The sequence below is a fragment of the Bacillus sp. FSL K6-0972 genome (assembly GCF_037976035.1).
Lineage (GTDB): Bacteria > Bacillota > Bacilli > Bacillales > Bacillaceae > Bacillus > Bacillus haynesii.
Genome location: NZ_CP150260.1, coordinates 40,001 through 64,569 on the forward strand (window position 1 = coordinate 40,001; position 24,569 = coordinate 64,569).

Here is a 24,569-nt window from a genome sequence, read left to right on the forward strand (position 1 = left end):
AGCGTTTTTACCAGGTTGAACGCTTTTATTATCAAAGCCTCGATTCAATTGTTGAACTGACGGAAAAGCATGCGTTTTTGGCGTCACAGCCAAAGCGCAATGCGAAGCTTGAAGTTTCTTTAAGCGAAACGCGCATGATGATCGATAAGCTAGCCAAGCAATTGGAAGACGACCTTTATGACTTGCTGAAAACAGACATTGACCACTTGGAGTTTGAACTGGACGTCGCGAAGCATTCAATGAAAAAAAGCTGATGGAGGAAAGCTAAAATGAGCGAATATAAACCATCGTTACACAAAACTGGCGCACAGCTTGAAATTGATGATTTGCTTTCCGATCCTTTTGGACAAGGAGAAGCGCCTGTTTCCGGCGTGGCGGAAGAACACCGCGAGCAGCAAGTAAATCTGGTTGATACGTTATCTGAAGAAAAACGCCGGCAGGCATTTCAACTGGCCGAACAGATCGATCCGAAAAACCATAACAGCATTACTCTGTATGGAACGCAAGCTCAATCCAAGCTCTTGAACTTTTCACACGAGATGCTTGAGCACGTCCAAAAAAAAGATATCGGTGAAATTGGTCAGGTTTTAAGCGACCTAATGAAAAAGCTTGAACAGGTCAGCCCTGATGAATTGAAAACTGAAAAAAGGAACTTCTTTTCCCGTTTTTTCGGAAGAGTATCCCATTCTGTTCAAGAAGTATTATCAAGGTATCAAAAAACCGGCGCCCAAATAGACAGAATCAGCGTAAAACTTGAGCATTCCAAGAGCGCGCTGATCAATGATAATAAGATGCTCGAACGGCTTTATGAAAAAAATAAAGAATATTATGAAGCACTGAATGTCTATATTGCAGCCGGGCAACTGAAGCTTGAACAATTAAATCATAAAACCATTCCCGAATTAAAAGAGAAATCGAAAACAGAACATCATCATATGGCCGTTCAGGAAGTAAACGATATGATTCAGTTTGCCGACCGGCTTGAAAAGCGGGTTTATGATTTAACGTTAAGCAGACAAATTACGTTGCAGAGCGCCCCGCAAATCCGTTTGATCCAACACACAAATCAAGTGCTGGCGGAAAAGATCCAATCCTCGATTATGACAGCAATTCCTCTCTGGAAAAATCAGGTTGCTATTGCGCTCACCCTGTTGAGGCAGCGCCGGGCAGTAGAGGCTCAAAAACAGGTCTCAGCCACAACAAACGAACTGCTCTTGAAAAATGCCGAGATGCTGAAGGCCAATACGATCGAAACGGCCAAGGAAAATGAGCGGGGCTTTATCGATATCGAAACATTGAAACAAGTGCAGGACAATCTGATTGGAACACTCGAGGAGACGCTTAAAATTCAAGAGGAAGGCCGTTCAAAGCGCCTGCAGGCAGAAGAAGAAATAAGGGCAATGGAAGACGGTCTCAAGGCTAAGCTGCTGGACATGAAAGAAAACCAAAACCGTTTATCATAAGCAAGATAAACATTTACCAAAACGTCCGCCCTTTATGTAATCCGCCTTGAAGGGTATAATAAATGCAGAATGTCATACCGGCATCCGGCAGCCCCCGGGTGCCGAAGAAAATAGAGAAGATGACTAAAGGATCGGTTTATATGAAGACACCTTTATATACAGCATTGGTGAACCATGCTGAAGGACATCATTATTCTTTTCACGTTCCGGGACATCACAATGGAGATGTCTTTTTTGATGAAGCGAAAACTTTTTTTGAAACGATTCTCAAAGTGGACCTAACTGAACTGACGGGTCTGGATGATTTGCATGAGCCATCAGGCGTCATCAAGGAAGCACAGGATTTAGTTTCGCAGCTTTATGGCGCGGAAGAAAGTTTTTTTCTCGTCAATGGTTCGACCGTCGGGAATCTGGCTATGATCTTGGCTGTTTGTCAGCCGGGTGACACGATACTCGTTCAGCGGAACTGCCATAAGTCTGTATTTCATGCGATTGAACTTTCAGGCGCTCATCCGGTTTTTTTGACACCGGAAATTGATGAGGCGATGGCCGTTCCCACACATATACTGTATGAAACGGTTGAAGATGCAATTTCACAATATCCGTACGCTAAAGGGATTGTGTTGACATATCCCAATTACTACGGACATGCAGTTGATCTGAAGCCGATCATAGAAGAGGCCCATCAACACGGTATTCCCGTTCTAGTCGACGAGGCTCACGGCGCCCATTTTGTGCTGGGCCATCCATTTCCCCAGTCGTCGCTGAAAGCGGGCGCCGATGTCGTCGTCCAGTCCGCGCATAAAACGCTCCCGGCGATGACGATGGGGTCTTATCTGCATCTTAACAGCAGCAGGATCAACAGAGACAGACTGGCATACTATCTGTCCGTGCTTCAAAGCAGCAGTCCTTCTTATCCAATCATGGCATCTTTGGATATAGCCAGGGCATACGCTGAAGATCTCTTGAAAACAAATCGAACAGCCGATATTGAGAAAGAGCTCCTCAACTTGAAAGAAGTCTTTTCTCAAATAAACGGAGCCGAGATCGTCGAGCCGGCTGATGCCCGTATCCAGCAAGATCCGCTTAAGCTGTGTATCAGATCAGCGTACGGCCACTCGGGTTTTGAACTGAAATCCATATTTGAAGCAAACGGCATCCATCCTGAATTGGCGGATGAAAGGCAAGTCCTGTTGATCCTGCCGCTTGAAGGAAAAAATATGCCTGCGCCGGAACTGATCAGCACAATCGGCAAAAGAATAAAAGATACAGCTGTTCAACACGATCATCCTGCCGGAATCGGAATCCCTTCTGAAAAAGTCACGGCTTTGCCTTATCGGAAAAACAAGTTGTCCGCCTTCAAAAAAGAATCGGTGCCTTTTACCGAAGCGGCGGGCAGAATAAGCGCAGAACCGGTCATACCATACCCTCCAGGTATTCCGTTGATCATGGCGGGTGAGAGAATAACAAAAGAGACGATCAGCCGGCTGACGCGGCTCATCGATCTGAATGTACACATTCAGGGCAGCAATCAGCTCAAACAAAAGCAACTAACTGTATATATAGAAGAGGAGAAATCATGAACGGTTTATTTATTACTTTTGAAGGGCCTGAAGGTGCGGGGAAAACGACAATCCTTCAGGCTGCGGCAGACCAATTGAAGAAAAACGGCTATTCTGTTCTTGCGACAAGGGAGCCGGGCGGCATTGAAATATCTGAACGAATTCGCGAGGTTATTTTAAATCCAAGCCATACAGCTATGGATCCAAAAACAGAGGCCTTGTTATATGCGGCCGCAAGAAGGCAGCACCTTGTCGAAAAAGTAAAACCGGCGCTTGAAGAAGGGAAAATCGTCTTATGCGACCGGTTCATCGACAGCTCGCTTGCTTATCAGGGGTATGCCAGGGGACTCGGCATTGATGAAGTATTTTCTGTTAATCAATTTGCGATCGGCAGCATGATGCCGAATGTGACGATTTATTTCGACATCGATCCGGAAGAGGGAATGAAACGGATCAATTTAAATCATGCCCGAGAGAAAAACCGGCTTGATCTGGAAAAAATCCACTTTCATCAGCTTGTTCAAAAAGGCTATGAAGAAGTTATGAACCGGTTTCCCGGACGGTTTCGGATCGTGGATGCCAGTCAGAATGTTGAACATGTGTTAAAAAGGGTAAATAACATCATTGAGGAAGCATTAAAAGAAAATCAGTTGTGACCTGTTTACCATTCATTGTTATAATGGTAACAAGAGTATCCTTAAAGTGTTTCCATCCAAAAGGGGGCTTTTCATATGAAGTTAATTATAGCTGTTGTTCAAGACCAAGACAGCAACCGGCTTTTAAAGGCTTTGACCGATCACAATTTTCGCGTGACCAAACTGGCGTCAACCGGCGGCTTTCTGAAATCGGGAAACACAACCTTTATGTTGGGTGTAGATGATATTCGAGTAGACAAAGCTTTAAGCTTAATAAAAGAAAACGGAAGCAAGCGCGATCAGCTGATTGCCCCTGTTTCTCCAATGGGCGGAAATGCCGATTCATATGTTCCTTATCCCGTTGAGGTTGAAGTGGGCGGAGCAACCGTTTTTGTACTGCCGATCGAGCAATTCCATCAATTTTAAGGGTTGAGGATATGAAAATAAGTCAAGAACTGCGTACAATGATAGAGAAACAGCAGACTCCGCCTGCAAGAGGGGAAAATGTTTCTGCTTCATTTAAAGAGAAGATGAATATACAAAGCGGCAAGCTTCGAGTTGAACAGCTGACAATGCTTTTAACAGATATTGAAGCGTTCGGAAAACGCCTCTCAAAATCGAGAAACTTCAAAGATTTGGCCAGGTTCAAAGGCTTGATCAAACGATTTGTAAAAGAGACCGTTGAAAACGGTCTGACGGTGGAGAATTCAAGAAGCTTCGATCTGTACGGAAACAGCCGGACATTAAGCATTGTAAAAGAACTGGACGAAAAGCTTGTGCAATTAACAGAGGACCTTATGGATCAAGAAAAATCCTCTATCGAACTTTTAGAACGCATTGGCGAAATAAAGGGTTTACTGATAAACCTTTACACATAGAGAGTGATGGTATGGCTACAACCTGGACAGAAATGCAGAAGCTTCAGCCACGGGTCATGAAGCTTTTGCAAAATAGTATAGAAAGAAATCGGCTTGCCCATGCCTATTTATTTGAAGGGCGCAAAGGGACGGGCAAATTAGACGCGGCAACTCTTCTCGCAAAAAGCTTTTTTTGCCTTGAAGACGGAGCAGAGCCATGTGAGTCGTGCAGGAACTGTCAGCGGATTGAATCAGGAAACCACCCGGACGTACACGTCGTGCATCCGGACGGCCTTTCCATTAAAAAGGGACAAATCCAGGCGCTTCAGGAAGAGTTTTCAAAGACCGGTTTGGAATCGCATAAAAAGCTGTACATTATTTCCCATGCGGATCAAATGACGGTCAATGCGGCGAACAGCCTTCTGAAGTTTTTAGAGGAGCCGAGCAGCGATACAATCGCTGTTCTTTTAACGGAACAGCCGCAAAAATTGCTCGATACGATCATATCGAGATGCCAGGTTTTGTCCTTTCAGTCTTTGCAGCCCGAATCAATTGAAAAAGAACTGATCAAACAAGAGGTCTCACCGAATATTGCAGCCCTTTTGTCGAATATGACAAACAATTTATCGGAAGCGCTCGAATTGAGTCGAAATGATCAGTTTGCAGAGTCGCGAGCGAAAGTGATAAAATTGTATGAAGTCTTACACCAGCGAAAAGGACATGCTTTTTTCTATATTCAAGATCAGTGGATGCCCTTTTTCAAGGAGAAAGACCACCAAGAAATGGGTCTTGATATGCTTTTATTTATATATCGCGACGTGTTGTCCATTCAGTTGGGACATGAAGATAAAATACTATTTCAGGACTTATTCCAATCATTAAAACAGCATGCGCTGCAAACAACACAACAAAGAGTGACAAACCAGATACTTGCTGTTTTAGAAGCAAAAAAACGGCTTTATTCCAATGTGAATGCTCAAGGATTAATGGAGCACTTGGTTTTAATGCTGCAGGAGGGATAAGCTTGTACAACGTTATTGGTGTCCGCTTTAAAAAAGCGGGCAAAATATATTATTTCGATCCGAACGGATTTCAGATAGATAAAGACAGCTGTGTGATCGTCGAAACGGTTCGCGGTGTTGAATACGGGCAGGTTGTCATCGCCAACAAGAAAGTAGACGAGAACGATGTCGTGCTGCCTTTAAGAAAAGTGATCAGAGTTGCGGATGAGCGCGACCGCCTGATCGTTGAAGAGAATCAAGAAGCTGCGCTGTCCGCCTTTGATGTTTGCCAGAAAAAGGTTAACGAGCATGGCCTTGAGATGAAGCTGGTCGATGTGGAATTCACTTTTGACCGCAACAAAGTCATTTTTTATTTTACGGCTGATGGAAGAGTCGATTTTAGAGAACTTGTCAAAGATTTGGCATCAATCTTTAAGACGAGAATCGAGCTGAGACAAATCGGCGTCAGGGATGAAGCGAAGATGCTCGGCGGTATCGGACCATGCGGAAGAATGCTTTGCTGTTCCACATTTTTAGGTGATTTTGAGCCCGTTTCTATTAAAATGGCAAAGGATCAAAATCTGTCGCTGAATCCGACGAAGATTTCCGGACTATGCGGACGGCTGATGTGCTGTCTGAAGTATGAAAACGATGAATACGAAACAGCAAAAGAACAGCTTCCGGATATCGGGGAAGTGATCGCCACATCCAACGGCCCGGCAAAAGTCGTCGGGTTGAATATTCTCGAACGCATTCTCCAGGTCGAACTGACAGACTGCGACAAAGTCGTTGAATATACGTGGGATGAGCTGTTGCAAGAAGGTGTCGTATCTGCACAAACCACAGATTAACGAGGTGTGAAACCTTGGATAAAAAAGAATTGTTTGATACAGTGATAAGTTTAGAAGAACAAATCGGGTCCCTTTACCGCCAGCTTGGAGATCTCAAGCAGCATATCGGGGAAATGATTGAAGAAAACAATCATTTACAGCTTGAAAACGAGCATTTGCGCAAGAGGCTGGAAGAGACAGATCAAAGGTTAAATAGCGCAAAATCCGATGAAAAAGAGATAAAAGCAGAAAAGACAGGGCATGCTGATATTGGAGAGGGCCATGATAATTTGGCGCGCCTGTATCAGGAGGGCTTCCATATTTGCAACATTCATTACGGAAGTGTTCGCAAAGAAGGAGACTGTCTGTTCTGTCTCTCGTTTTTAAATAAAAAATAAGAAAGGCTTCCGGCGGAACGGAAGCCTTTTTAACGGTACAATGTGTTTAGGAAAGGGAAAAGACATGATTCAATTAAAAGATGATGAACGACTGGATTATTTACTGGCAGAAGATATGAAAATCGTGCAAAGCCCGACAGTTTTTGCATTTTCCTTAGATGCTGTTCTGCTGTCGAAATTTGCTTACGTTCCGATACAAAAAGGAAATATCATTGATCTGTGCACAGGGAACGGGATTGTTCCGCTGCTTCTCAGCACCCGGACAAAAGCCGCCATCACCGGGGTGGAAATTCAGGAAAGGTTGTATGACATGGCCCTCCGCAGCGTGGAATACAACAACCTGCAAAAACAAATTCATCTCATCAGGGACGACTTGAACAATATGCCACAGGTGCTCGGATACAATAAGGCTGATGTCGTCACATGCAACCCTCCTTATTTCAAGACGCCGCAAAAAACAGAGCAAAACTTAAATGAACATCTGGCCATTGCCAGACATGAAATTTACTGCACGCTTGAAGACGTCGTTCGCGTCAGCAGCAAGCTATTAAAGCAGGGCGGCAAACTCGCTCTCGTTCACCGGCCGGGGAGGCTGCTCGAAATTTTTGAATTGATGAAGGCCTTTCAAATCGAGCCGAAGCGGGTCCAATTTGTTTACCCGAAAAAAAGCAAAGAAGCCAACACTATATTAGTGGAAGGAATAAAAGACGGCCGGCCTGACCTGAAAATTCTGCCTCCTTTGTTTGTGTATGATGAACAAGATCAATATACACCTGAAATAAGGAAGATTTTATATGGAGACGAGTAGCCATTACTTTTATGTGCTTGCGTGCCGGGACGGCAGTTTGTACGCCGGCTATACAAACAATATCGAGAAGCGCCTGAAAACCCATAATGACGGGAAAGGCGCCAAGTATACGAGGGCAAGGCTGCCGGTTAAACTCCATTATGCTGAGTCCTTTTCAACGAAACGAGAAGCGATGCAGGCCGAGTACTATTTCAAAAAATTATCGAGAAAAAACAAAGAACGTTATATAGAAGAAAAAAGACGGGAGGGTGTTGATTATCAACCGGCAAAAGAGCTTTGATCAAAAATCAGACATGGGCATGTTATATCTCGTTCCGACACCCATCGGCAATTTAGAGGATATGACATTTCGAGCGGTTTCCGTGTTAAAAGAGGCGGACATTATCGCTGCGGAGGATACGAGGCAGACGAAGAAATTGTGCCATGTATATGAAATCGAGACACAGCTTGTCAGCTACCATGAACACAATAAAGAAAGCAGCGGACACAAAATTTTGGAATGGCTGAAAGAAGGAAAAAACGTCGCGTTGGTTAGTGACGCCGGAATGCCGACAATATCTGACCCAGGGGCTGAAATCGTCCGCGATTTTATCGAAATGGGCGGCTATGTCGTGCCTTTGCCCGGTGCAAATGCCGCTTTGACCGCACTGATTGCCTCAGGCATTGCACCGCAGCCGTTTTTCTTTTTCGGTTTTTTGGACCGCAACAAACGGGAAAGGAAAAAACAGCTCGAGGCTTTGAAGAACAGACAGGAAACGATCATTTTTTACGAGTCGCCGCATCGGCTGAAAGAAACTTTGTCAGCCATCAAAGAGGTATTCGGCAACCGGCAAATCGCATTGACAAGAGAACTCACGAAAAAATTCGAAGAATTTATCAGAGGTTCGATCGAAGAAGCGCTCACATGGGCTGAACAGGAACAGGTGCGCGGAGAGTTTTGCCTTGTGATCGAGGGAAGCAACCGCGAAGAAACGATTGAAGAGACGGTCTGGTGGGAGCACCTTTCAGAAAAAGAACATGTTGAGCATTATATCAGCGAAGGATATCATTCAAAAGAAGCCATTAAAAAAACCGCGGTTGACCGCGGCGTTCCGAAACGGAAAATTTATGACGCTTATCATATTCAAAACTAAAAAAACCGCCCTTGCTTCGGCAAGAGCGGTTTTTGTATAATCAAAATAATTATTTTTGAGATTGAAGTTGTGCTTGAATTTCGTTAATGATTTGCTCAGCGCCTTCAGGGCTAAGAACCAATTTACCGCCTGCGAGTTTAAGGTTGTCATCAGAAACTTCACCTGTAACTTGGCAAGTCATGTTTGGTTTATATTTTTTCAAGATGATTTTTTCGTCATCTACATAGATTTCAAGAGCGTCTTTTTCTGCGATTCCAAGCGTACGGCGAAGTTCGATCGGAATCACCACGCGTCCTAGCTCATCAACTTTACGTACAATACCTGTAGATTTCATATTCATTCTCCTCCCGAAAGATTGTTATTTTTATAGGTGTTTATTATCTTCGTCATTATTCGACAAAATCCTTACAGTCCTAGCATAACAAGGTTTCCAATAAACGTCAATCATTTTCTTTTCTATTGTTTGTAAAAATTAGATCATATAGTCAAAAGACCTTGGAAGAACTGATGTAACAAGGGAATTGAAGATGATAAAACAGTATGTTCAATCAAAAAAAAGCCCTTAAATCAAGACTTTCGAACTAAGGTTTTTCCTCATATCGATTATATACGACATTATTCGACAATGAAAGCATTTTTTTGTCGAAGTATAATATTTCTTTCTGTTATAAAATTTGTAATCGACCGTATTCATGATGGATCGACAATGTATATTTTCTTGAACTTGAAGGCTAAGATGGTATCATATAAAGAGGGATTATATATTGAGTATATACTGAATGAATACACATGCCGCTCTCGTCCTTTGGGCGGGAGTTTTTTGACATTTTAATTGGGAGGTTCCATCATGCCGCAAGAAAAAAATACGTTTTACATCACTACACCCATTTATTATCCAAGTGGAAAGCTACATATTGGACATGCCTACACAACCGTTGCCGGTGATGCAATGGCTCGGTATAAAAGACTGAGAGGCTTTGATGTCAGATACTTAACAGGTACAGATGAGCACGGACAAAAAATCCAGCAAACGGCGGAGAAGGAAAATATCACTCCGCAGGAATTGGTCGATCGTGCGGCAGAAGACATTCAGCAGCTTTGGAAAAAGCTCGACATATCCAATGACGACTTCATTCGGACGACAGAGGAACGTCATAAAAACGTGATCGAAAAGGTTTTTCAGAAGCTGCTTGACAATGGTGATATATATCTTGACGAATATGAGGGCTGGTATAGCATCCCTGACGAAACGTTTTACACAGAAACCCAGCTCGTTGATGTTGAGCGAAACGAGAAAGGCGAAGTGATCGGAGGAAAAAGTCCTGACAGCGGCCATCCCGTTGAGTTAATCAAAGAGGAATCTTACTTCTTCCGCATGGGAAAATACGCGGACCGGCTGCTCGCTTTCTATGAAGAAAATCCTGAATTCATTCAGCCTGAGTCCCGCAAAAATGAAATGATCAACAACTTTATCAAACCGGGTCTTGAAGATTTGGCTGTTTCCCGGACGACGTTCGACTGGGGGATAAAAGTGCCCGGCAATCCGAAGCATGTCATCTATGTTTGGATAGATGCGCTGTTTAATTACATTACGGCACTTGGCTTTAATACGGCAAACGATGAAAATTATCAAAAATATTGGCCGGCAGACGTACATCTTGTCGGTAAGGAGATCGTCCGCTTCCATACCATCTACTGGCCGATTATGCTGATGGCATTGGACCTTCCGCTGCCGAAAAAGGTTTTTGCCCACGGATGGCTGCTGATGAAAGATGGAAAAATGTCTAAATCAAAAGGCAATGTGGTTGATCCAGTCACATTAATCGACAGATACGGACTTGATGCGTTGCGTTATTATCTTCTCCGCGAAGTGCCGTTCGGTTCTGACGGCGTATTCACACCGGAAGGATTTGTCGAGCGAATTAACTATGATTTAGCGAATGATTTAGGCAACCTGTTGAACAGAACGGTCGCCATGGTCAACAAATACTTTGACGGCCGGATTCAGTCGTATGAAGGCCCGGTTACCGCTTTTGACGAACCGTTGTCATCATTCTCGCAAAAAACAATTGAAGCGTACGAACAAGCGATCGAAAATATGGAGTTTTCTGTTGCGCTTTCATCATTGTGGCAGTTTGTCAGCAGAACGAATAAATACATCGATGAGACAGCCCCTTGGGTACTGGCAAAAGATAAGGACAAAGAAAAAGAGCTTCAATCGGTCATGTACCATTTGGCAGAGTCATTGCGCATCACCGCTGTATTGCTGCAGCCGTTCTTAACGCAGACGCCTGAAAAGATTTTTGCACAGCTCGGCATCACGGATGCGGCATTGAAAACCTGGGACAGCATCAAAAGCTTCGGCCAGCTGACATCTGTAAACGTTCAAAAAGGAGAACCATTGTTCCCGCGTCTTGAGGCGGAAGACGAAGTTGCTTATATCAAATCAAAAATGCAGGGAACGGCTCCAAAAGAAGAACCGAAGCAGGAGAAAAAAGCACCTGAACGGCTTCCGGAAATCACGATAGACGATTTTATGAGCACAGAGCTGAGAGTGGCTGAAGTACTCCGTGCCGAACCCGTCAAAAAAGCTGACCGCCTGCTAAAGCTCCAGCTTGATTTGGGCTTTGAAAAACGCCAAGTCGTTTCAGGAATTGCCAAGCATTACAAACCTGAAGAGCTTGTCGGCCGGAAAGTCATTTGTGTAACAAACTTAAAACCGGTCAAACTAAGAGGAGAACTTTCTCAAGGCATGATATTGGCTGGAGAAGACAATGGTGTTCTGTCGCTTGCAGCGGTAGACAGTTCATTAGCAAACGGAACGCGAATCAAATAAATGTAGGCAAAGGGTGTTCCACGTGTAACATTTCGTCGAACACCTTTTGTTTTTTCGACAATTTTTAAAAAAGGTGGCATTCTGATGTTATTTGATACACATGCACATTTAAATGCCGAGCAATTTAATGAGGATTTGGAAGAAGTCATTGCTCGGGCAAAGGAAGAAAAAGTGGAACACATTGTTGTTGTAGGATTCGATCGTCCGACGATCAAGCGTGCGATGGAATTGATTGAAGAATACGATTTTATCTATGCTGCCATCGGGTGGCATCCGGTTGATGCAATTGATATGACCGATGAAGATTTGGCTTGGATCAAAGGCCTGTCCGCCCATGAGAAAGTTGTGGCGATCGGAGAAATGGGACTTGATTACCATTGGGATAAGTCGCCGAAGGACGTTCAAAAAGAGGTGTTCAGAAAACAGATCGCTTTGGCAAAAGAAGTCGGCTTGCCAATCGTGATTCACAACCGTGATGCAACGGAGGATGTCGTTTCTATTTTGCGGGAAGAAGGGGCCGAGGAAGTCGGCGGGATCATGCACTGTTATACTGGAAGCGCCGAAATTGCACAAGAGTGCATCAATATGAATTTCTACCTATCTTTCGGCGGCCCCGTCACATTTAAAAACGCCAAAAAGCCGAAGGAAGTGGTCAAACAAATACCAAATGACCGACTTTTAATTGAGACGGACTGCCCGTATTTAACGCCTCATCCATACAGAGGGAAGCGGAATGAACCAAGTTATGTCAAGCTTGTCGCCGAACAGATTGCTGAATTAAAAGGGATGACTTATGAAGAAATAGCGGCCATCACGACAGAAAATGCAAAAAAACTTTTCGGCATCAGCTGACACGATTTGATATCGAGCCTTGTTCAAGCTTGTCTCTTCGGGGGACGGTTCTAAAAAGTTCTACATGTCTGTTTACACTCATAGGATATCTTTGTCGACAAGTCTTTCTTTCTTTTATGAGGTGGTTTTCCCATAATAAAAGAGATGGCGGGCTTGCGGAGAAAATAGAGAGGAGGGTTGACAGGCTTGTAGATACTCTATATAATCTCCCCGAGGAGAAGGAGGCGTTTTTCATCATACAAAAAATGAAAAAGCTGTTTTCCGTAAAGCTTAGCAAAAGCAGATGGATACTGATTGCTGCTGGACTGCTTGTCGCAGGAAGCGGAACTGCTTACGGAGCACATGAGCTCGCTAAACAGCAAGTCACCATTTCGATAAACGGCAAAAAGCAGGATGTTCGCACGAATGCTACAACCGTAGGTGGGCTGCTGAAAAGCTTAGACATCGAGACGAGGAAAGAAGATCACATCTCTCCCGCTGAAGATACAAAATTAACGGCAAACATGAATGTTGAGTATATTGCCGCAAAACCTGTTCATTTGACAGTCGACGGACAGGAAAAAGAAATCTGGACAACAGCGGGTACAGTCGGCAAACTTCTGAAAGATTTAAATTTAGAGTTGGCGGAACACGATCAAATTGACCCCTCAGTTGATAAAGAAATAACGAAAGATATGAAGCTGACTTTGCAAAGGGCTTTTAAAGTAACCGTAAAGGATGCCGGTAAAGATAAAGACATATGGACGACTTCGACTACGGTCGCTGACTTTTTAAAACATCATAAGATCAGCATAAAGGGCGATGATGAAGTAAAGCCTGCGCTTGATAAAAAGCTGACAAAAGATCAGGCGATTCACATTACTCGTATCAAAAAAGTCACCGATGTAGTGGAAGAGAACATCCCTTTTGAAGTCCAGAAAAAAGAGGACGATTCACTTGAAAAGGGAAAAGAAAAAGTTGTACGGGACGGTAAACATGGCAAGCTTAAAAAGCACTATGCCGTTGTTATGAAAAACGGTAAGGAAGTTTCCAGAGAACTGATTAAAGAGGAAACAGCAGCCGAAAGCAAAGCCAAAATTATCGCTGTCGGTACAAAGCAAGCCGCAGTGGCTAAAGTCAGCGCGAATGTATCGCGTGGAAATCAATCCTCAGGAAAAGAATTTTATGTATCCTCTACAGCTTATACGGCAAGCTGCAACGGATGCTCAGGCCACACTGCGACCGGCGTTAATTTGAAAAATAATCCGGGTGCTAAAGTGATCGCTGTCGATCCGAGCGTCATTCCGCTGGGTTCCAAAGTACATGTAGAAGGATATGGCTATGCGGTTGCAGCCGACACAGGCTCAGCCATCAAAGGCCGTAAAATCGATGTATTCTTTCCGAATAAGTCTACAGCTTACCGCTGGGGAAACAAAAGAGTTAAAATCAAGGTATTGAACTAAATATCATTTATTATGCTTCTTATATAAGCAGAGGGAGGATTTTGCGCCCTCTGTTTTTTTGGTTATAATAGATCCATCTTGTTTTCTAATAAATTAGACGGTTTTATTACAAAAAGGTTTCAATAATTTTAAAAATGTAATAAAAGGTTTTTTATCATACGGAGGAAGAAATGAAGATTAAAGAAATCATTGTTGTCGAAGGCCGTGATGACACAGCAAAAATCAAATCGGCTGTTGATGCAGATACGATCGAAACGAACGGATCAGCCATAGGGGAAGACGTCATCAAACGGATTCGGCTTGCCCAGGAGACGCGCGGGGTTATTATTTTAACCGATCCCGATTTCCCGGGGGAAAAAATCAGAAAAACGATTGCAGAAAAAGTCCCCGGCTGCAAGCATGCATTTTTGCCCAAGCATTTGGCAAAGCCTAAAAATAAGCGCGGAATCGGTGTCGAACACGCTTCGCTTGAGGCGATCCGCGAATGCTTAAAGACCGTTCAGGAGGAAATGGAAGCGACGGAACCTGAGATTGAGGCCCAGGATTTAATCGAAGCCGGCCTGATCGGAGGCCCTCTGGCAAAACAAAGGAGGGAGCGGCTCGGCGAGATATTGAATATCGGCTATACAAATGGGAAACAGCTTCAAAAGCGGCTGCAAATGTTTCAGATTAAAAAGAGTGATTATTTAAGCGCACTGGATGCTGTGCTGCGGGAGGAAGAACATGAATAAAGATATCGCCACCCCAATTAGGACGAAGGAAATTCTCAATAAATACGGATTTTCATTCAAAAAAAGCCTGGGGCAGAACTTCTTGATTGACACGAACATATTGGACAGAATTATCGACCATGCCGGGGTGACGGAGCGTACAGGCGTGATTGAAATCGGTCCGGGGATCGGGGCACTGACCGAGCAGCTGGCAAAGCGTGCGAAGAAAGTGACGGCTTTCGAAATCGACCAAAGGCTTCTGCCGATTTTAAAAGATACGCTTTCTCCGTATGATAATGTGACTGTCATTCACCAGGATGTCCTGAAAGCCGATGTTCGAGCGGTAATGGACGAACAGTTTCAAGACTGCGATGAGGTGATGGTTGTCGCCAACCTGCCGTATTACGTCACGACTCCCATCATTATGAAGCTTTTAGAAGAAAATCTGCCGCTGAAAGGGATCGTCGTCATGCTTCAAAAAGAGGTGGCGGACCGAATGGCTGCAAAACCTTCTACAAAGGAATACGGGTCCCTTTCCATCGCGGTTCAGTTTTATACGGAAGCCAAAACGGTCATGAATGTGCCAAAGACCGTATTCGTCCCCCAGCCTAACGTGGATTCCGCGGTCATCAGGCTGACCCTGAGGAAAGATCCGGCTGTTGCGGTTCAAGATGATGCCTTTTTCTTTCAGGTCGTAAAAGCAAGCTTCGCACAGCGTCGAAAAACGCTTTTCAACAATCTCGTCAACAACCTGCCGAATGGCAAAGAGAATAAATCAAAAATTGAAAGAGCGCTTCAGGATTCACAAATCGATGGAAAACGACGCGGAGAATCGCTTAGCATTGAAGAGTTCGCCGTCTTATCTGATCGCTTGAGAGAAGTCCTTCTTTAATGGAGGGCTTTTTTTATTATTGAAGGCGGGCTTTAAGCCTGATCAGGCTTGTCATCCGTTCACCACTTGAAGGGCGGGCACATAGGCTAAAGAAGCACCTTTACTTTTCATGGTTTGATGTTCACAGGATGGGGCTTAGTCTATGTGTGGAGTGAAAAGCATGCAATTTAAAATAGGCGATATGGTCGTCAGAAAATCTTATCGAAGAGATATCTTATTTCGAATTATACGAATTGATCAATCGGCAAATGGAGAACCTGTAGCCGTTTTGCACGGAGATGAGGTCAGATTAATCGCTGACGCACATTTGGCGGACCTGGAGATTGTCCGCGAGGCTGAGCGGCAGATGAGAAAGCGGGAAGAAGAAACGAGAATGAAGGAATCCCTCGACCTTCTCCGCCAGGATTACAAACTCCTTCACGATAAACATGAGTACCGCGCCACAAACCAATATAACAATCAGCAGCAGTACTTTCATATGCCCGGAAGAGTCCTTCATTTAGACGGGGATTCGGCTTATTTGAAAAAATGTCTGGCGCTCTATGAAAAGATCGGGGTTCCTGTATACGGTATTCATTGTTATGAAAAGAAAATGTCATCAGTCATCGAGGAACTGATCGATGAGTACCGCCCGGATCTTCTCGTCATCACCGGACACGATGCCTATTCTAAGCAGAAGGGCGATATTAACGATCTGGATGCCTACAGGCATTCAAAAGATTTTATCGAAACCGTTCAAAAAGCGAGGAAAAAAATTCCCCATCTTGATCAGCTCGTCATTTTTGCCGGCGCATGCCAGTCCCATTTTGAATCACTGATCAAAGCCGGTGCAAATTTTGCAAGCTCTCCGTCAAGAGTCAACATCCATGCGCTTGACCCGGTCTATATAGTCGCAAAAATCAGCTTCACTCCGTTTATGGACCGCATTAACGTCTGGGAAGTGCTCAGAAATACCTTGACGAGGGAGAAGGGACTCGGAGGGATTGAGACGCGAGGCGTATTGCGTATCGGAATGCCATATAAAACGAAAGCAAACGATTAAACGAGCCCGCCGGATGGCGGGTTTTTTGCTATACAGCCGAATGTTTTTACCTTTTTTTAAAAAAACATACATAACGAAACGAAAATTGAGGAAAATAAGGGAAAGTCGGCGTATAATTTGTCACAATTATTTTATTGACAGAGGCTCATGAACGTTGATATAATTTAAATTTTATTTGACAAAAATGGGCTTCTGGTGTATACTGAATATAGTGAGGTGGATGCAATGGCGAAAACGTTGTCCGATATTAAAAGATCGCTTGATGGACATTTGGGAAAAAGGCTGACGTTAAAAGCAAACGGTGGCCGCCGAAAAACGATTGAGCGTTCGGGCATTTTAGCTGAGACGTACCCTTCTGTTTTTGTGATACAACTAGACCAAGACGAGAATTCGTTTGAAAGAGTTTCATACAGTTATGCGGATATTCTTACTGAGACGGTTGAATTGAGATTTTCTGATGATAAAACCAGCTCAGTAGCCCTTTAATAAGCAGCGGACTTTATGTTTGCTGCTTTTTGTTTTGCCTTTTTTTATCCAAAATTTTTCGGGGAAGTTCTGCACAAATCGAGCAAAGCTAATACATGTCACTTGTTTTATGATGAGTCAGACGGATGGTATGATACTTGAAAGGGGCTGTTTCGCATGGGCAGACGTCGAAGCATCATGTCAGAGGAATTCAAAAATGAATTGGCTAAAGATCTTGGATTTTACGATACGGTAAAAACCGAGGGCTGGGGCGGAATTCGGGCCAGAGACGCCGGCAACATGGTGAAGAGGGCCATCGAATTAGCCGAACAGCATATGGCTCAAAATCAGCAAAATCATTAAAACAGTGACATACGGAGGGCGCTTCTGTCCTCCGTTTTTTCATTGATCCATTTTCAGCTGCTCAGCGCGCTGCACGCGACCTGAGGTTTCATTGCGAGGGGACGGCATTCGCGATCTGCAGGAATGACCGCATGCTAAGGTCACGGCGTTCTGCGCGGGCGCATGCATTTGTACTTGTAAGGAAAAAGGATCGCATGCTAACGGCGCGGCGTCCTGCCGCAACGCATGCATTTGTACGTCCTGTACTTCAAAATATGTTACAATGTGGATACTTATGTTTAGATGGAGAAGTAGGTGAATGGATTGCGTATTTTAGAGAAGGCGCCGGCTAAAATTAATTTGTCGCTCGACGTTCGCCGCAAACGTCCAGATGGGTATCATGAAGTAGAGATGGTCATGACGACAATTGATTTGGCGGATCGGATTGAATTAACCGAGCTGGCAGAAGATAAAGTAACGGTTTCTTCGCATAACCGCTTTGTTCCCGACGATCAGCGAAACCTTGCTTATCAGGCTGCAATGCTCATGAAAGAACGATACGGCATTAAAAAAGGTGTTTCTATTTTTATTACGAAAGTGATTCCCGTTGCGGCGGGGCTTGCTGGAGGAAGCAGCGATGCCGCTGCGGTCTTCAGAGGGCTGAACCGTCTGTGGGATTTGAAGCTTTCGATGAATGAACTGGCTGAGCTCGGCGCTGAGATCGGATCTGATGTCTCCTTTTGCGTACATGGAGGAACGGCTCTTGCAACGGGAAGGGGAGAGAAAATCCGTCATATCGAGACTCCGCCGCACTGCTGGGTTGTGCTGGCAAAGCCGACGATAGGCGTATCAACTGCAGAAGTGTACAAGCAGCTGAAAGTCGACGAGATTGAACACCCGGATGTTCAAGGTATGATTACTGCGATCGAAGAGAAGAATTTTCAAAAAATGTGTGGCAAGCTCGGCAATGTTCTCGAATCTGTTACATTGAATATGCATCCCGAAGTCGCGATGATCAAAAATCAAATGAAGCGGTTCGGCGCCGATGCTGTGCTGATGAGCGGGAGCGGTCCCACTGTGTTCGGACTGGTTCAATACGAATCAAAAGTGCAAAGAATCTATAACGGATTAAGAGGGTTTTGCGATCAGGTTTATGCGGTGCGGATGATCGGAGAACAAAATGAACTTGATTAAATCCGTATGTTAAGTTATATTGTTTTTAAAAATATTCGGATTTTGGAGGTAAGTGCATGAAGTTTCGTCGAAGCGGCAGATTGGTGGATCTGACAAATTATTTGTTGACCCATCCGCATGTCTTAGTGCCATTAACCTTCTTTTCAGAACGGTATCAATCTGCTAAATCATCCATTAGTGAAGATTTAACCATTATAAAGCAGACCTTTGAGCAGCAGGGAATCGGGACGCTTCAGACCGTGCCGGGAGCAGCCGGCGGCGTCAAATACATTCCAAAGGTAAAACGCGATGAAGCGGAGGAATTTGTAAAGTCGCTCGGTGAGTCATTGGTCGATTCGGAACGGATATTGCCCGGTGGATATTTGTATTTAACCGATATCCTTGGAAAGCCCTCTGTATTAACGAAGGCCGGCAAGATTTTCGCTTCCGCTTTTTCAGACAGGGAGATCGATGTCGTGATGACGGTGGCGACAAAAGGCATTCCTTTGGCATATGCGGTAGCCAGCTACCTTGATGTGCCGACAGTGGTCGTCAGAAAAGACAATAAGGTAACCGAAGGGTCAACAGTCAGTATCAACTATGTGTCCGGATCATCCAACCGCATTCAGACGATGTCTCTTGCAAAACGCAGCTTGCGGACGGGCTCGCACGTTTTGATCATAGACGACTTTATGAAAGCGGGCGGAACGATCAACGGCATGATCAATCTTCTCGATGAATTCAATGCCCATGTAGCGGGCATCGGTGTTCTTGTGGAGGCTCAGGGAGTCAAGGAGCGGCTGGTCGATGAGTATATGTCCCTTTTGACGCTTTCTGAAATCGATATGAAGGAAAAAAAGGTGGAAATACAAAACGGAAACTTTCAGCGTTTTTTTGCAGAAAATGAATAGGAAATGGGGAGTTTGAGATGACAAAGGTTGTTCAGACAAAAGAAGCACCGGCGGCGATCGGACCGTATTCACAAGGAATTGTTGTCAACAATATGTTTTACAGTTCAGGGCAAATTCCGTTGACCCCGTCGGGTGAAATGGTGACTGGAGACATCACAGAACAGACGCATCAGGTTTTCCGCAATTTAAAAGCCGTGCTGAAAGAAGCGGGCGCCTCTCTGGAGACTGTCGTCAAAGCAACCGTGTTTTTGGCGGATATGAATCAATTCACAGAAGTGAATGAAATTTACGGACAGTACTTCGATACCCACAAACCAGCGAGATCATGCGTTGAGGTGGCGAGGCTGCCGAAAGACGCGCTCGTTGAAATAGAAGTCATCGCATTAGTGAAATAGAAAAGACTTTGAAAAGATGGTTTTGGTCTCAAAATCATCTTTTTTGTTTGGAAAATTTGTCAATTCAGTGTTTTTTTATCCCAATATTACAAAAATATTTTTAATTATGCAGGAAAACAAAAAAAACCGTTGAATAGTTACACTAATGTTTTTATATTGGGAAAAGGTGGTGAACTACTGTGGAAGTTACCGACGTAAGATTACGCCGCGTGAATACCGATGGTCGCATGAGAGCGATTGCATCCATCACGCTGGATCACGAATTTGTAGTGCATGACATTCGTGTAATTGATGGAAACAATGGTCTTTTCGTTGCGATGCCAAGTAAGCGTACACCTGATGGAGAATTTCGTGATATCGCTCATCCAATCAACTCAAGCACCCGCGGAAAAATTCAGGACGCGGTGTTAAATGAATATCATCGTTTGGGTGACGTTGAGGAAATAGAATATGAAGAAGCTGGAGCTTCTTAAAAAAGAAGGGCTTATGGATAAGCCCTTTTTGTTTTGAAAAAAAATGATCTTATCATAATAAAATGACAATATATGGTTTTCGATTGCGTATAACAGTAACAGGAAGGTAAAGCAGATGACGGTTTGAGAATCCGGATAAGAGTAAAGCGCATGCTGAAGGAATCAATTTGTCTCCCTGACCAGTAAATCCTAAATATGCTCTGAACATCCAAAATATGCTGTCTTGATTTCCCGATTTCTCATTTTGGCTTGCTTGAAATCAACTCATATTTAGGATATATTTTTCTATGGATAATAGGGATAATGGAGGCCAATACATGGATAAGCGGTTTGCAGTTGTGTTAGCAGCTGGTCAAGGAACAAGAATGAAATCAAAGCTATATAAAGTTCTTCATCCTGTTTGCGGAAAACCTATGGTTGAGCATGTTGTCGATGAAGCTCGCAAGCTATCATTAGAAAAACTTGTCACAATAGTTGGACATGGTGCGGAAGATGTCAAAAAACAGCTCGGGGAAAAAAGCGAATATGCCCTGCAGGCTGAACAGCTTGGCACAGCCCATGCCGTCAAGCAGGCCAAGTCGATTCTTGGAAGCGAAAAAGGAACGACAATCGTCATTTGCGGAGATACCCCGCTATTAACTGCCGAAACGATGGAAGCCATGCTCACGGAGCATCAGAAAAAAGCAGCAAAGGTGACGATTTTAACCGCTGTAGCGGAGGACCCGACAGGCTACGGACGCATTATTCGCAATGAAAACGGCGATGTTGCAAAAATTGTCGAACATAAAGATGCAACAGACGAGGAAAGGCTTGTCAAAGAAATCAATACAGGAACCTACTGTTTTGACAACGAAGCTCTTTTTCAAACGATCGAGCAGGTTTCAAATGACAACGTACAAGGGGAATATTATCTTCCGGATGTCATTGAGATCTTGAAAAATCAAGGTGAAACTGTAGCCGCTTATCAGACTGACAACTTCCAGGAAACGCTCGGAGTCAATGACAGAGTCGCCCTTTCACAAGCGGAAATCTATATGAAGCAGCGGATCAATAAACGCCACATGCAAAACGGCGTCAGTTTAATCGATCCCGACAACACATACATTTCACCGGAAGCCGTGATCGGCAGGGATACCGTGATTTATCCCGGCACCGTCATTAAAGGGCGGGTTGCCATCGGTGAGGACGCGGTCATCGGACAGAACAGCGAACTGGAAAACAGTACGATCGGCAGCAGAACGGTCATTAAGCAGTCCGTTATCGTGGACAGTGAAGTCGGTGACGATGTTACGATCGGACCGTTTGCTCATATCAGACCCGACTCAAAGATCGGCAATGAGGTAAGGATCGGGAATTTCGTCGAAGTGAAAAAATCGGAATTTGGTGATCGCAGCAAAGCATCTCATTTAAGCTACATAGGGGACGCGGAAATCGGAACGGATGTCAATCTTGGCTGCGGGTCGATTACCGTAAATTATGATGGGAAACATAAGTTCAAAACGAAAATTGAAAATGGGGCATTTATCGGCTGCAACTCCAATTTGGTCGCTCCGGTAACAGTCGGCGAAGGTGCATACGTAGCTGCGGGTTCAACGATTACCGACGATGTACCAGGCCGGGCTTTGTCTATTGCCAGAGCAAGACAAGTCAACAAAGAAGACTACGTTGAGAACATACACAAAAAATAATCCTAAATCGGAGGTTTACCATGTCTAAATATGAAGACGACAATTTGAAGATTTTTTCTTTAAACTCGAATCCGGGTCTTGCGAAGGAAATCGCGGATGCCGTCGGAGTTGAGCTGGGAAAGAGTTCTGTTAAACGCTTTAGCGACGGTGAGGTCCAAATTAACATTGAAGAAAGCATCCGCGGCTGCGACTGCTATGTCATCCAATCGACCAGCGCACCGGTGAACGAGCATATTATGGAGCTTTTGATCATGGTGGATGCGCTGAAACGTGCGTCGGCGAAAACGATTAATATCGTGATGCCTTATTACGGCTATGCCCGTCAGGACCGTAAAGCCCGTTCCCGTGAGCCGATCACAGCCAAACTCGTGGCAAATCTGCTGGAAACCGCCGGAGCTACCCGCGTGATTGCGCTTGATCTTCATGCGCCGCAAATCCAAGGTTTCTTTGATATACCGATCGATCATTTGATGGGTGTTCCGATTTTAGGAAATTATTTTGAAGAGAAAAATTTCAAGGATGTCGTGATCGTGTCCCCTGACCACGGCGGTGTGACACGTGCCCGCAAATTGGCGGACCGCTTGAAAGCGCCGATTGCGATTATCGACAAACGCCGACCTAAGCCGAATGTAGCCGAGGTTATGAATATCATCGGACATATTGAAGGAAAAACGGCCATTTTAATTGATGATATTATTGATACTGCAGGAACGATTACGCTTGCGGCCAATGCGCTCGTCGAAAGTGGCGCTGAGGAAGTGTATGCATGCTGTACACATCCGGTTCTTTCCGGTCCGGCGATCGAAAGAATCGACAATTCCAAAATTAAAGAGCTCGTTGTGACCAACAGCATTGAGCTTCCTGAAGAAAAGAAAATTGCGAAGTTCAAGCAGCTTTCTGTCGCACCGCTTCTGGCAGAAGCAATTATTCGTGTGCATGAGAAACAATCTGTCAGCTTCCTGTTCGATTAATTTGCTGATTCTGGTTTAAAGTTTTGTCGTTATGGGTATGGTTTTAGAAAGACCAATCTAACGATAGGATGGTGCTGAATATGGCAATTTTAAAAGCGGAAGAAAGAACGGATTCCAGACGGTCTTCTTTAAGAAAGATCCGGCAATCCGGGTTTGTGCCGGGTGTCATTTACGGAAGAAATCTGGAGAACAAATCCGTTGCGTTAGACAGTATCGAGCTTTTAAAAATCTTGCGCGCTGAGGGCAAAAATACGATTATCAACTTGGATATAAACGGTGATCAGCACTCTGTTATGGTGACTGAGCTGCAGACGGATCCATTAAAAGATTCAATCGTACATGCCGATTTTAAAGTGGTTGATATGGAAGTGGAAATGGAGGCGACGGTCCCTGTAAACCTTACGGGTGAAGCAGAGGGCATCAAACAGGGCGGTGTTCTTCAGCAGCCGCTTTATGAGATGTCTGTCACAGCAAAGCCGAAGAACATTCCGCAAACGATCGAGGTTGATATTTCCAGTCTCGAAGTCAACGATGTTCTAACCGTCGGCGATATTCCGTCTAAAGGCGATTATTCATTCAACCATGAGCCTGATGAAGTTGTTGCATCCATTCTTCCTCCTCAAAAGCAGGAAGAAACGGAAGCCGAATCAGCCGCTCAAGACGTTGAGGAACCAGAAAAAGGCACTGAAGAGGAAAAAGAAGAATAAATACGTAAGACGTAATCCTCCCGCGGTTACGTCTTTTGTGCTAGAATGAGGGGAAATTAGGATGCTCCCCCTCAGTATGCTGAGGCAGGGTTTTGCTTAAGGGAGGACATAGAATAATGCTTGTGTTTGCAGGATTGGGAAATCCGGGTAAAACATATGAAAATACGAGACACAATGTAGGTTTTATGACGATTGACGAGCTCTCAAAAGAGTGGAACATTCCACTTGATAAAACAAAGTTCAACGGTCAATACGGAATCGGATTTGTTTCTGGCAAAAAGGTTCTACTTGTTAAGCCGCTTACATATATGAATTTATCGGGAGAATGTTTGAGGCCGCTTTTGGACTATTACGAGATCCCTGTTGACAATTTGAAAGTGATTTACGATGACTTGGATCTTCCGACCGGAAGAATCCGTCTGAGGACAAAAGGAAGCGCAGGAGGCCATAACGGCATCAAATCGATGATTCAGCATCTGGGAACAACGGAGTTTAACCGGATCCGAATCGGAATCGGCCGTCCGGTCAACGGCATGAAAATCGTCGACTATGTGCTTGGCGCTTTTTCAGATGAAGAAGAGCCGGCGATACAAGAGGCCGTCAGACAATCGGCCAAGGCCTGTGAAGCTTCTTTGGAAAAACCTTTTTTAGAAGTCATGAATGAATTTAATGCAAAGGTATAAGGCAAAAGGGAACGGAACATACTAGTTTTAAAAAGACTCGGTATGGAGGTTCTTTTATGGCTTTACATTATTATTGCCGCCATTGCGGCGTTAAAGTCGGAAGTCTTGATCATTCCTATGTAAACAGTGAACAGTTAGGCTTTAACCACTTAACAAACGATGAAAGAAACGATATGATTTCTTATATGGATAATGGGGATTTACACGTAAAGACGATATGTGAAGATTGTCAAGAAGCGCTTGAGCGAAACCCGGATTATCACCAATATCATTCGTTTATTCAATAAATAGCTTTGGTGT

30 protein-coding genes (1 of these 30 cut by a window edge) are annotated in these 24,569 nt (G+C 44.3%); 29 read left to right on the plus strand and 1 reads right to left on the minus strand.

Features of this window, described 5'->3' with window-relative positions; translation table 11 throughout:
• The 12 genes from MKX80_RS00205 to rsmI form a co-directional block, all read left to right on the plus strand.
• Positions 1-254, plus strand: the end of a protein-coding gene (locus tag MKX80_RS00205; RefSeq protein WP_268333040.1) for a 5-bromo-4-chloroindolyl phosphate hydrolysis family protein. 364 nt of this gene lie to the left of the window's left edge; the window shows 254 of its 618 coding nt (coding positions 365-618); its start codon lies off the left edge, out of view; it ends in the stop codon at positions 252-254.
• A gap of 15 nt (positions 255-269) precedes the next feature.
• Entirely contained in the window at positions 270-1,463 is a 1,194-nt protein-coding gene (locus MKX80_RS00210) for a toxic anion resistance protein (RefSeq protein ID WP_154999620.1), read from the plus strand.
• 140 nt (positions 1,464-1,603) lie between these two features.
• Positions 1,604-3,046, plus strand: a complete 1,443-nt coding sequence (locus tag MKX80_RS00215; RefSeq protein ID WP_268316273.1) for an aminotransferase class I/II-fold pyridoxal phosphate-dependent enzyme — start codon at positions 1,604-1,606, stop codon at positions 3,044-3,046.
• Entirely contained in the window at positions 3,043-3,681 is a 639-nt protein-coding gene (gene tmk / locus MKX80_RS00220) for a dTMP kinase (RefSeq protein WP_154999879.1), read from the plus strand. Before MKX80_RS00215 ends, tmk begins: the two co-directional genes overlap by 4 nt.
• Before the next feature lie 75 nt (positions 3,682-3,756).
• Positions 3,757-4,086 carry a cyclic-di-AMP receptor gene (locus MKX80_RS00225; protein WP_003178156.1) on the plus strand — a complete coding sequence of 110 codons (330 nt, stop codon included), beginning with the start codon at positions 3,757-3,759 and terminating at the stop codon, positions 4,084-4,086.
• Between the two features lie 11 nt (positions 4,087-4,097).
• Positions 4,098-4,538 (plus strand): YaaR family protein, encoded by a 441-nt coding sequence (locus MKX80_RS00230; RefSeq protein ID WP_003178158.1) that lies wholly within the window; start codon positions 4,098-4,100, stop codon positions 4,536-4,538.
• Positions 4,539-4,549: 11 nt separating this feature from the next.
• Positions 4,550-5,539: a DNA polymerase III subunit delta' gene (gene holB, locus MKX80_RS00235; RefSeq protein ID WP_020449793.1), complete on the plus strand. Its 990-nt coding sequence runs from the start codon at positions 4,550-4,552 to the stop codon at positions 5,537-5,539.
• Positions 5,540-5,541: 2 nt separating this feature from the next.
• Complete coding sequence (locus MKX80_RS00240) at positions 5,542-6,369, plus strand: stage 0 sporulation family protein (RefSeq protein ID WP_020449794.1); 828 nt, start codon at positions 5,542-5,544, stop codon at positions 6,367-6,369.
• A gap of 14 nt (positions 6,370-6,383) precedes the next feature.
• Positions 6,384-6,746: a DNA replication initiation control protein YabA gene (gene yabA, locus MKX80_RS00245; RefSeq protein WP_154999878.1), complete on the plus strand. Its 363-nt coding sequence runs from the start codon at positions 6,384-6,386 to the stop codon at positions 6,744-6,746.
• A gap of 64 nt (positions 6,747-6,810) precedes the next feature.
• Positions 6,811-7,554, plus strand: coding sequence for a tRNA1(Val) (adenine(37)-N6)-methyltransferase (locus tag MKX80_RS00250; RefSeq protein ID WP_020449796.1), 744 nt, complete (start codon positions 6,811-6,813; stop codon positions 7,552-7,554).
• Positions 7,541-7,834: a GIY-YIG nuclease family protein gene (locus tag MKX80_RS00255; RefSeq protein WP_043928911.1), complete on the plus strand. Its 294-nt coding sequence runs from the start codon at positions 7,541-7,543 to the stop codon at positions 7,832-7,834. The genes MKX80_RS00250 and MKX80_RS00255 overlap by 14 nt, the downstream gene beginning before the upstream one ends.
• A complete protein-coding gene (rsmI, locus tag MKX80_RS00260) occupies positions 7,809-8,687 on the plus strand; it encodes a 16S rRNA (cytidine(1402)-2'-O)-methyltransferase (protein WP_154999881.1) in 879 nt (292 codons plus the stop codon). The genes MKX80_RS00255 and rsmI overlap by 26 nt, the downstream gene beginning before the upstream one ends.
• Positions 8,688-8,736: 49 nt before the next feature.
• On the opposite strand, the gene MKX80_RS00265 is transcribed toward rsmI, so the two are convergent.
• Positions 8,737-9,027: an AbrB/MazE/SpoVT family DNA-binding domain-containing protein gene (locus MKX80_RS00265; protein WP_085959887.1), complete on the minus strand. Its 291-nt coding sequence runs from the start codon at positions 9,025-9,027 to the stop codon at positions 8,737-8,739.
• Positions 9,028-9,534: 507 nt separating this feature from the next.
• Here MKX80_RS00265 and metG point away from each other — a divergent pair.
• The 17 genes from metG to MKX80_RS00350 all read left to right on the plus strand — a co-directional run bounded on the left by metG (position 9,535) and on the right by MKX80_RS00350 (position 24,556).
• Positions 9,535-11,523 carry a methionine--tRNA ligase gene (metG, locus tag MKX80_RS00270; RefSeq protein ID WP_268299912.1) on the plus strand — a complete coding sequence of 663 codons (1,989 nt, stop codon included), beginning with the start codon at positions 9,535-9,537 and terminating at the stop codon, positions 11,521-11,523.
• Positions 11,524-11,607: 84 nt separating this feature from the next.
• Positions 11,608-12,375, plus strand: coding sequence for a TatD family hydrolase (locus tag MKX80_RS00275; RefSeq protein WP_216931318.1), 768 nt, complete (start codon positions 11,608-11,610; stop codon positions 12,373-12,375).
• A gap of 116 nt (positions 12,376-12,491) precedes the next feature.
• Positions 12,492-13,817 carry a G5 and 3D domain-containing protein gene (locus MKX80_RS00280; protein ID WP_154999875.1) on the plus strand — a complete coding sequence of 442 codons (1,326 nt, stop codon included), beginning with the start codon at positions 12,492-12,494 and terminating at the stop codon, positions 13,815-13,817.
• Positions 13,818-13,987: 170 nt separating this feature from the next.
• On the plus strand, positions 13,988-14,548 hold the full coding sequence (gene rnmV / locus MKX80_RS00285) for a ribonuclease M5 (RefSeq protein ID WP_154999874.1): 561 nt from the start codon (positions 13,988-13,990) through the stop codon (positions 14,546-14,548).
• On the plus strand, positions 14,541-15,419 hold the full coding sequence (gene rsmA, locus MKX80_RS00290; protein ID WP_268342962.1) for a 16S rRNA (adenine(1518)-N(6)/adenine(1519)-N(6))-dimethyltransferase RsmA: 879 nt from the start codon (positions 14,541-14,543) through the stop codon (positions 15,417-15,419). The genes rnmV and rsmA overlap by 8 nt, the downstream gene beginning before the upstream one ends.
• A gap of 160 nt (positions 15,420-15,579) precedes the next feature.
• On the plus strand, positions 15,580-16,461 hold the full coding sequence (gene yabG / locus MKX80_RS00295) for a sporulation peptidase YabG (protein WP_154999872.1): 882 nt from the start codon (positions 15,580-15,582) through the stop codon (positions 16,459-16,461).
• Between the two features lie 225 nt (positions 16,462-16,686).
• Positions 16,687-16,947: a Veg family protein gene (locus tag MKX80_RS00300; RefSeq protein WP_003178187.1), complete on the plus strand. Its 261-nt coding sequence runs from the start codon at positions 16,687-16,689 to the stop codon at positions 16,945-16,947.
• A 156-nt stretch (positions 16,948-17,103) separates the two neighbouring features.
• Complete coding sequence (locus MKX80_RS00305) at positions 17,104-17,289, plus strand: small, acid-soluble spore protein, alpha/beta type (protein ID WP_003178189.1); 186 nt, start codon at positions 17,104-17,106, stop codon at positions 17,287-17,289.
• Positions 17,290-17,592: 303 nt separating this feature from the next.
• Positions 17,593-18,462, plus strand: coding sequence for a 4-(cytidine 5'-diphospho)-2-C-methyl-D-erythritol kinase (gene ispE, locus MKX80_RS00310; RefSeq protein ID WP_154999880.1), 870 nt, complete (start codon positions 17,593-17,595; stop codon positions 18,460-18,462).
• A gap of 56 nt (positions 18,463-18,518) precedes the next feature.
• The gene (gene purR, locus MKX80_RS00315) at positions 18,519-19,352 is read left to right on the plus strand and encodes a pur operon repressor (RefSeq protein WP_154999871.1); all 834 of its coding nucleotides are present in this window, start codon (positions 18,519-18,521) and stop codon (positions 19,350-19,352) included.
• Between the two features lie 17 nt (positions 19,353-19,369).
• Entirely contained in the window at positions 19,370-19,747 is a 378-nt protein-coding gene (gene ridA, locus MKX80_RS00320; protein WP_154999870.1) for a 2-iminobutanoate/2-iminopropanoate deaminase, read from the plus strand.
• A 179-nt stretch (positions 19,748-19,926) separates the two neighbouring features.
• A complete protein-coding gene (gene spoVG / locus MKX80_RS00325; RefSeq protein WP_003178198.1) occupies positions 19,927-20,220 on the plus strand; it encodes a septation regulator SpoVG in 294 nt (97 codons plus the stop codon).
• A gap of 317 nt (positions 20,221-20,537) precedes the next feature.
• Positions 20,538-21,908 carry a bifunctional UDP-N-acetylglucosamine diphosphorylase/glucosamine-1-phosphate N-acetyltransferase GlmU gene (gene glmU / locus MKX80_RS00330; RefSeq protein ID WP_154999869.1) on the plus strand — a complete coding sequence of 457 codons (1,371 nt, stop codon included), beginning with the start codon at positions 20,538-20,540 and terminating at the stop codon, positions 21,906-21,908.
• 20 nt (positions 21,909-21,928) lie between these two features.
• The gene (locus MKX80_RS00335; RefSeq protein ID WP_043926224.1) at positions 21,929-22,879 is read left to right on the plus strand and encodes a ribose-phosphate diphosphokinase; all 951 of its coding nucleotides are present in this window, start codon (positions 21,929-21,931) and stop codon (positions 22,877-22,879) included.
• An 80-nt stretch (positions 22,880-22,959) separates the two neighbouring features.
• A complete protein-coding gene (locus MKX80_RS00340) occupies positions 22,960-23,586 on the plus strand; it encodes a 50S ribosomal protein L25/general stress protein Ctc (RefSeq protein ID WP_154999868.1) in 627 nt (208 codons plus the stop codon).
• 116 nt (positions 23,587-23,702) lie between these two features.
• Entirely contained in the window at positions 23,703-24,269 is a 567-nt protein-coding gene (pth, locus tag MKX80_RS00345; protein ID WP_154999867.1) for an aminoacyl-tRNA hydrolase, read from the plus strand.
• 56 nt (positions 24,270-24,325) lie between these two features.
• Positions 24,326-24,556, plus strand: coding sequence for an anti-sigma-F factor Fin family protein (locus tag MKX80_RS00350; protein ID WP_003178210.1), 231 nt, complete (start codon positions 24,326-24,328; stop codon positions 24,554-24,556).
• The last annotated feature ends 13 nt before the right edge of the window (positions 24,557-24,569 follow it).

Coding starts and splice junctions, on each gene's coding strand:
- MKX80_RS00210 (WP_154999620.1), top strand. CDS start 270: ATGAGCGAATATAAACCATCGTTACACAAAACTGGCGCACAGCTTGAA.
- MKX80_RS00215 (WP_268316273.1), top strand. CDS start 1,604: ATGAAGACACCTTTATATACAGCATTGGTGAACCATGCTGAAGGACAT.
- tmk (WP_154999879.1), top strand. CDS start 3,043: ATGAACGGTTTATTTATTACTTTTGAAGGGCCTGAAGGTGCGGGGAAA.
- MKX80_RS00225 (WP_003178156.1), top strand. CDS start 3,757: ATGAAGTTAATTATAGCTGTTGTTCAAGACCAAGACAGCAACCGGCTT.
- MKX80_RS00230 (WP_003178158.1), top strand. CDS start 4,098: ATGAAAATAAGTCAAGAACTGCGTACAATGATAGAGAAACAGCAGACT.
- holB (WP_020449793.1), top strand. CDS start 4,550: ATGGCTACAACCTGGACAGAAATGCAGAAGCTTCAGCCACGGGTCATG.
- MKX80_RS00250 (WP_020449796.1), top strand. CDS start 6,811: ATGATTCAATTAAAAGATGATGAACGACTGGATTATTTACTGGCAGAA.
- MKX80_RS00255 (WP_043928911.1), top strand. CDS start 7,541: ATGGAGACGAGTAGCCATTACTTTTATGTGCTTGCGTGCCGGGACGGC.
- MKX80_RS00265 (WP_085959887.1), bottom strand. CDS start 9,027: ATGAATATGAAATCTACAGGTATTGTACGTAAAGTTGATGAGCTAGGA.
- metG (WP_268299912.1), top strand. CDS start 9,535: ATGCCGCAAGAAAAAAATACGTTTTACATCACTACACCCATTTATTAT.
- MKX80_RS00275 (WP_216931318.1), top strand. CDS start 11,608: ATGTTATTTGATACACATGCACATTTAAATGCCGAGCAATTTAATGAG.
- MKX80_RS00280 (WP_154999875.1), top strand. CDS start 12,492: ATGAGGTGGTTTTCCCATAATAAAAGAGATGGCGGGCTTGCGGAGAAA.
- rnmV (WP_154999874.1), top strand. CDS start 13,988: ATGAAGATTAAAGAAATCATTGTTGTCGAAGGCCGTGATGACACAGCA.
- rsmA (WP_268342962.1), top strand. CDS start 14,541: ATGAATAAAGATATCGCCACCCCAATTAGGACGAAGGAAATTCTCAAT.
- yabG (WP_154999872.1), top strand. CDS start 15,580: ATGCAATTTAAAATAGGCGATATGGTCGTCAGAAAATCTTATCGAAGA.
- MKX80_RS00300 (WP_003178187.1), top strand. CDS start 16,687: ATGGCGAAAACGTTGTCCGATATTAAAAGATCGCTTGATGGACATTTG.
- MKX80_RS00305 (WP_003178189.1), top strand. CDS start 17,104: ATGGGCAGACGTCGAAGCATCATGTCAGAGGAATTCAAAAATGAATTG.
- purR (WP_154999871.1), top strand. CDS start 18,519: ATGAAGTTTCGTCGAAGCGGCAGATTGGTGGATCTGACAAATTATTTG.
- ridA (WP_154999870.1), top strand. CDS start 19,370: ATGACAAAGGTTGTTCAGACAAAAGAAGCACCGGCGGCGATCGGACCG.
- glmU (WP_154999869.1), top strand. CDS start 20,538: ATGGATAAGCGGTTTGCAGTTGTGTTAGCAGCTGGTCAAGGAACAAGA.
- MKX80_RS00335 (WP_043926224.1), top strand. CDS start 21,929: ATGTCTAAATATGAAGACGACAATTTGAAGATTTTTTCTTTAAACTCG.
- MKX80_RS00340 (WP_154999868.1), top strand. CDS start 22,960: ATGGCAATTTTAAAAGCGGAAGAAAGAACGGATTCCAGACGGTCTTCT.
- pth (WP_154999867.1), top strand. CDS start 23,703: ATGCTTGTGTTTGCAGGATTGGGAAATCCGGGTAAAACATATGAAAAT.
- MKX80_RS00350 (WP_003178210.1), top strand. CDS start 24,326: ATGGCTTTACATTATTATTGCCGCCATTGCGGCGTTAAAGTCGGAAGT.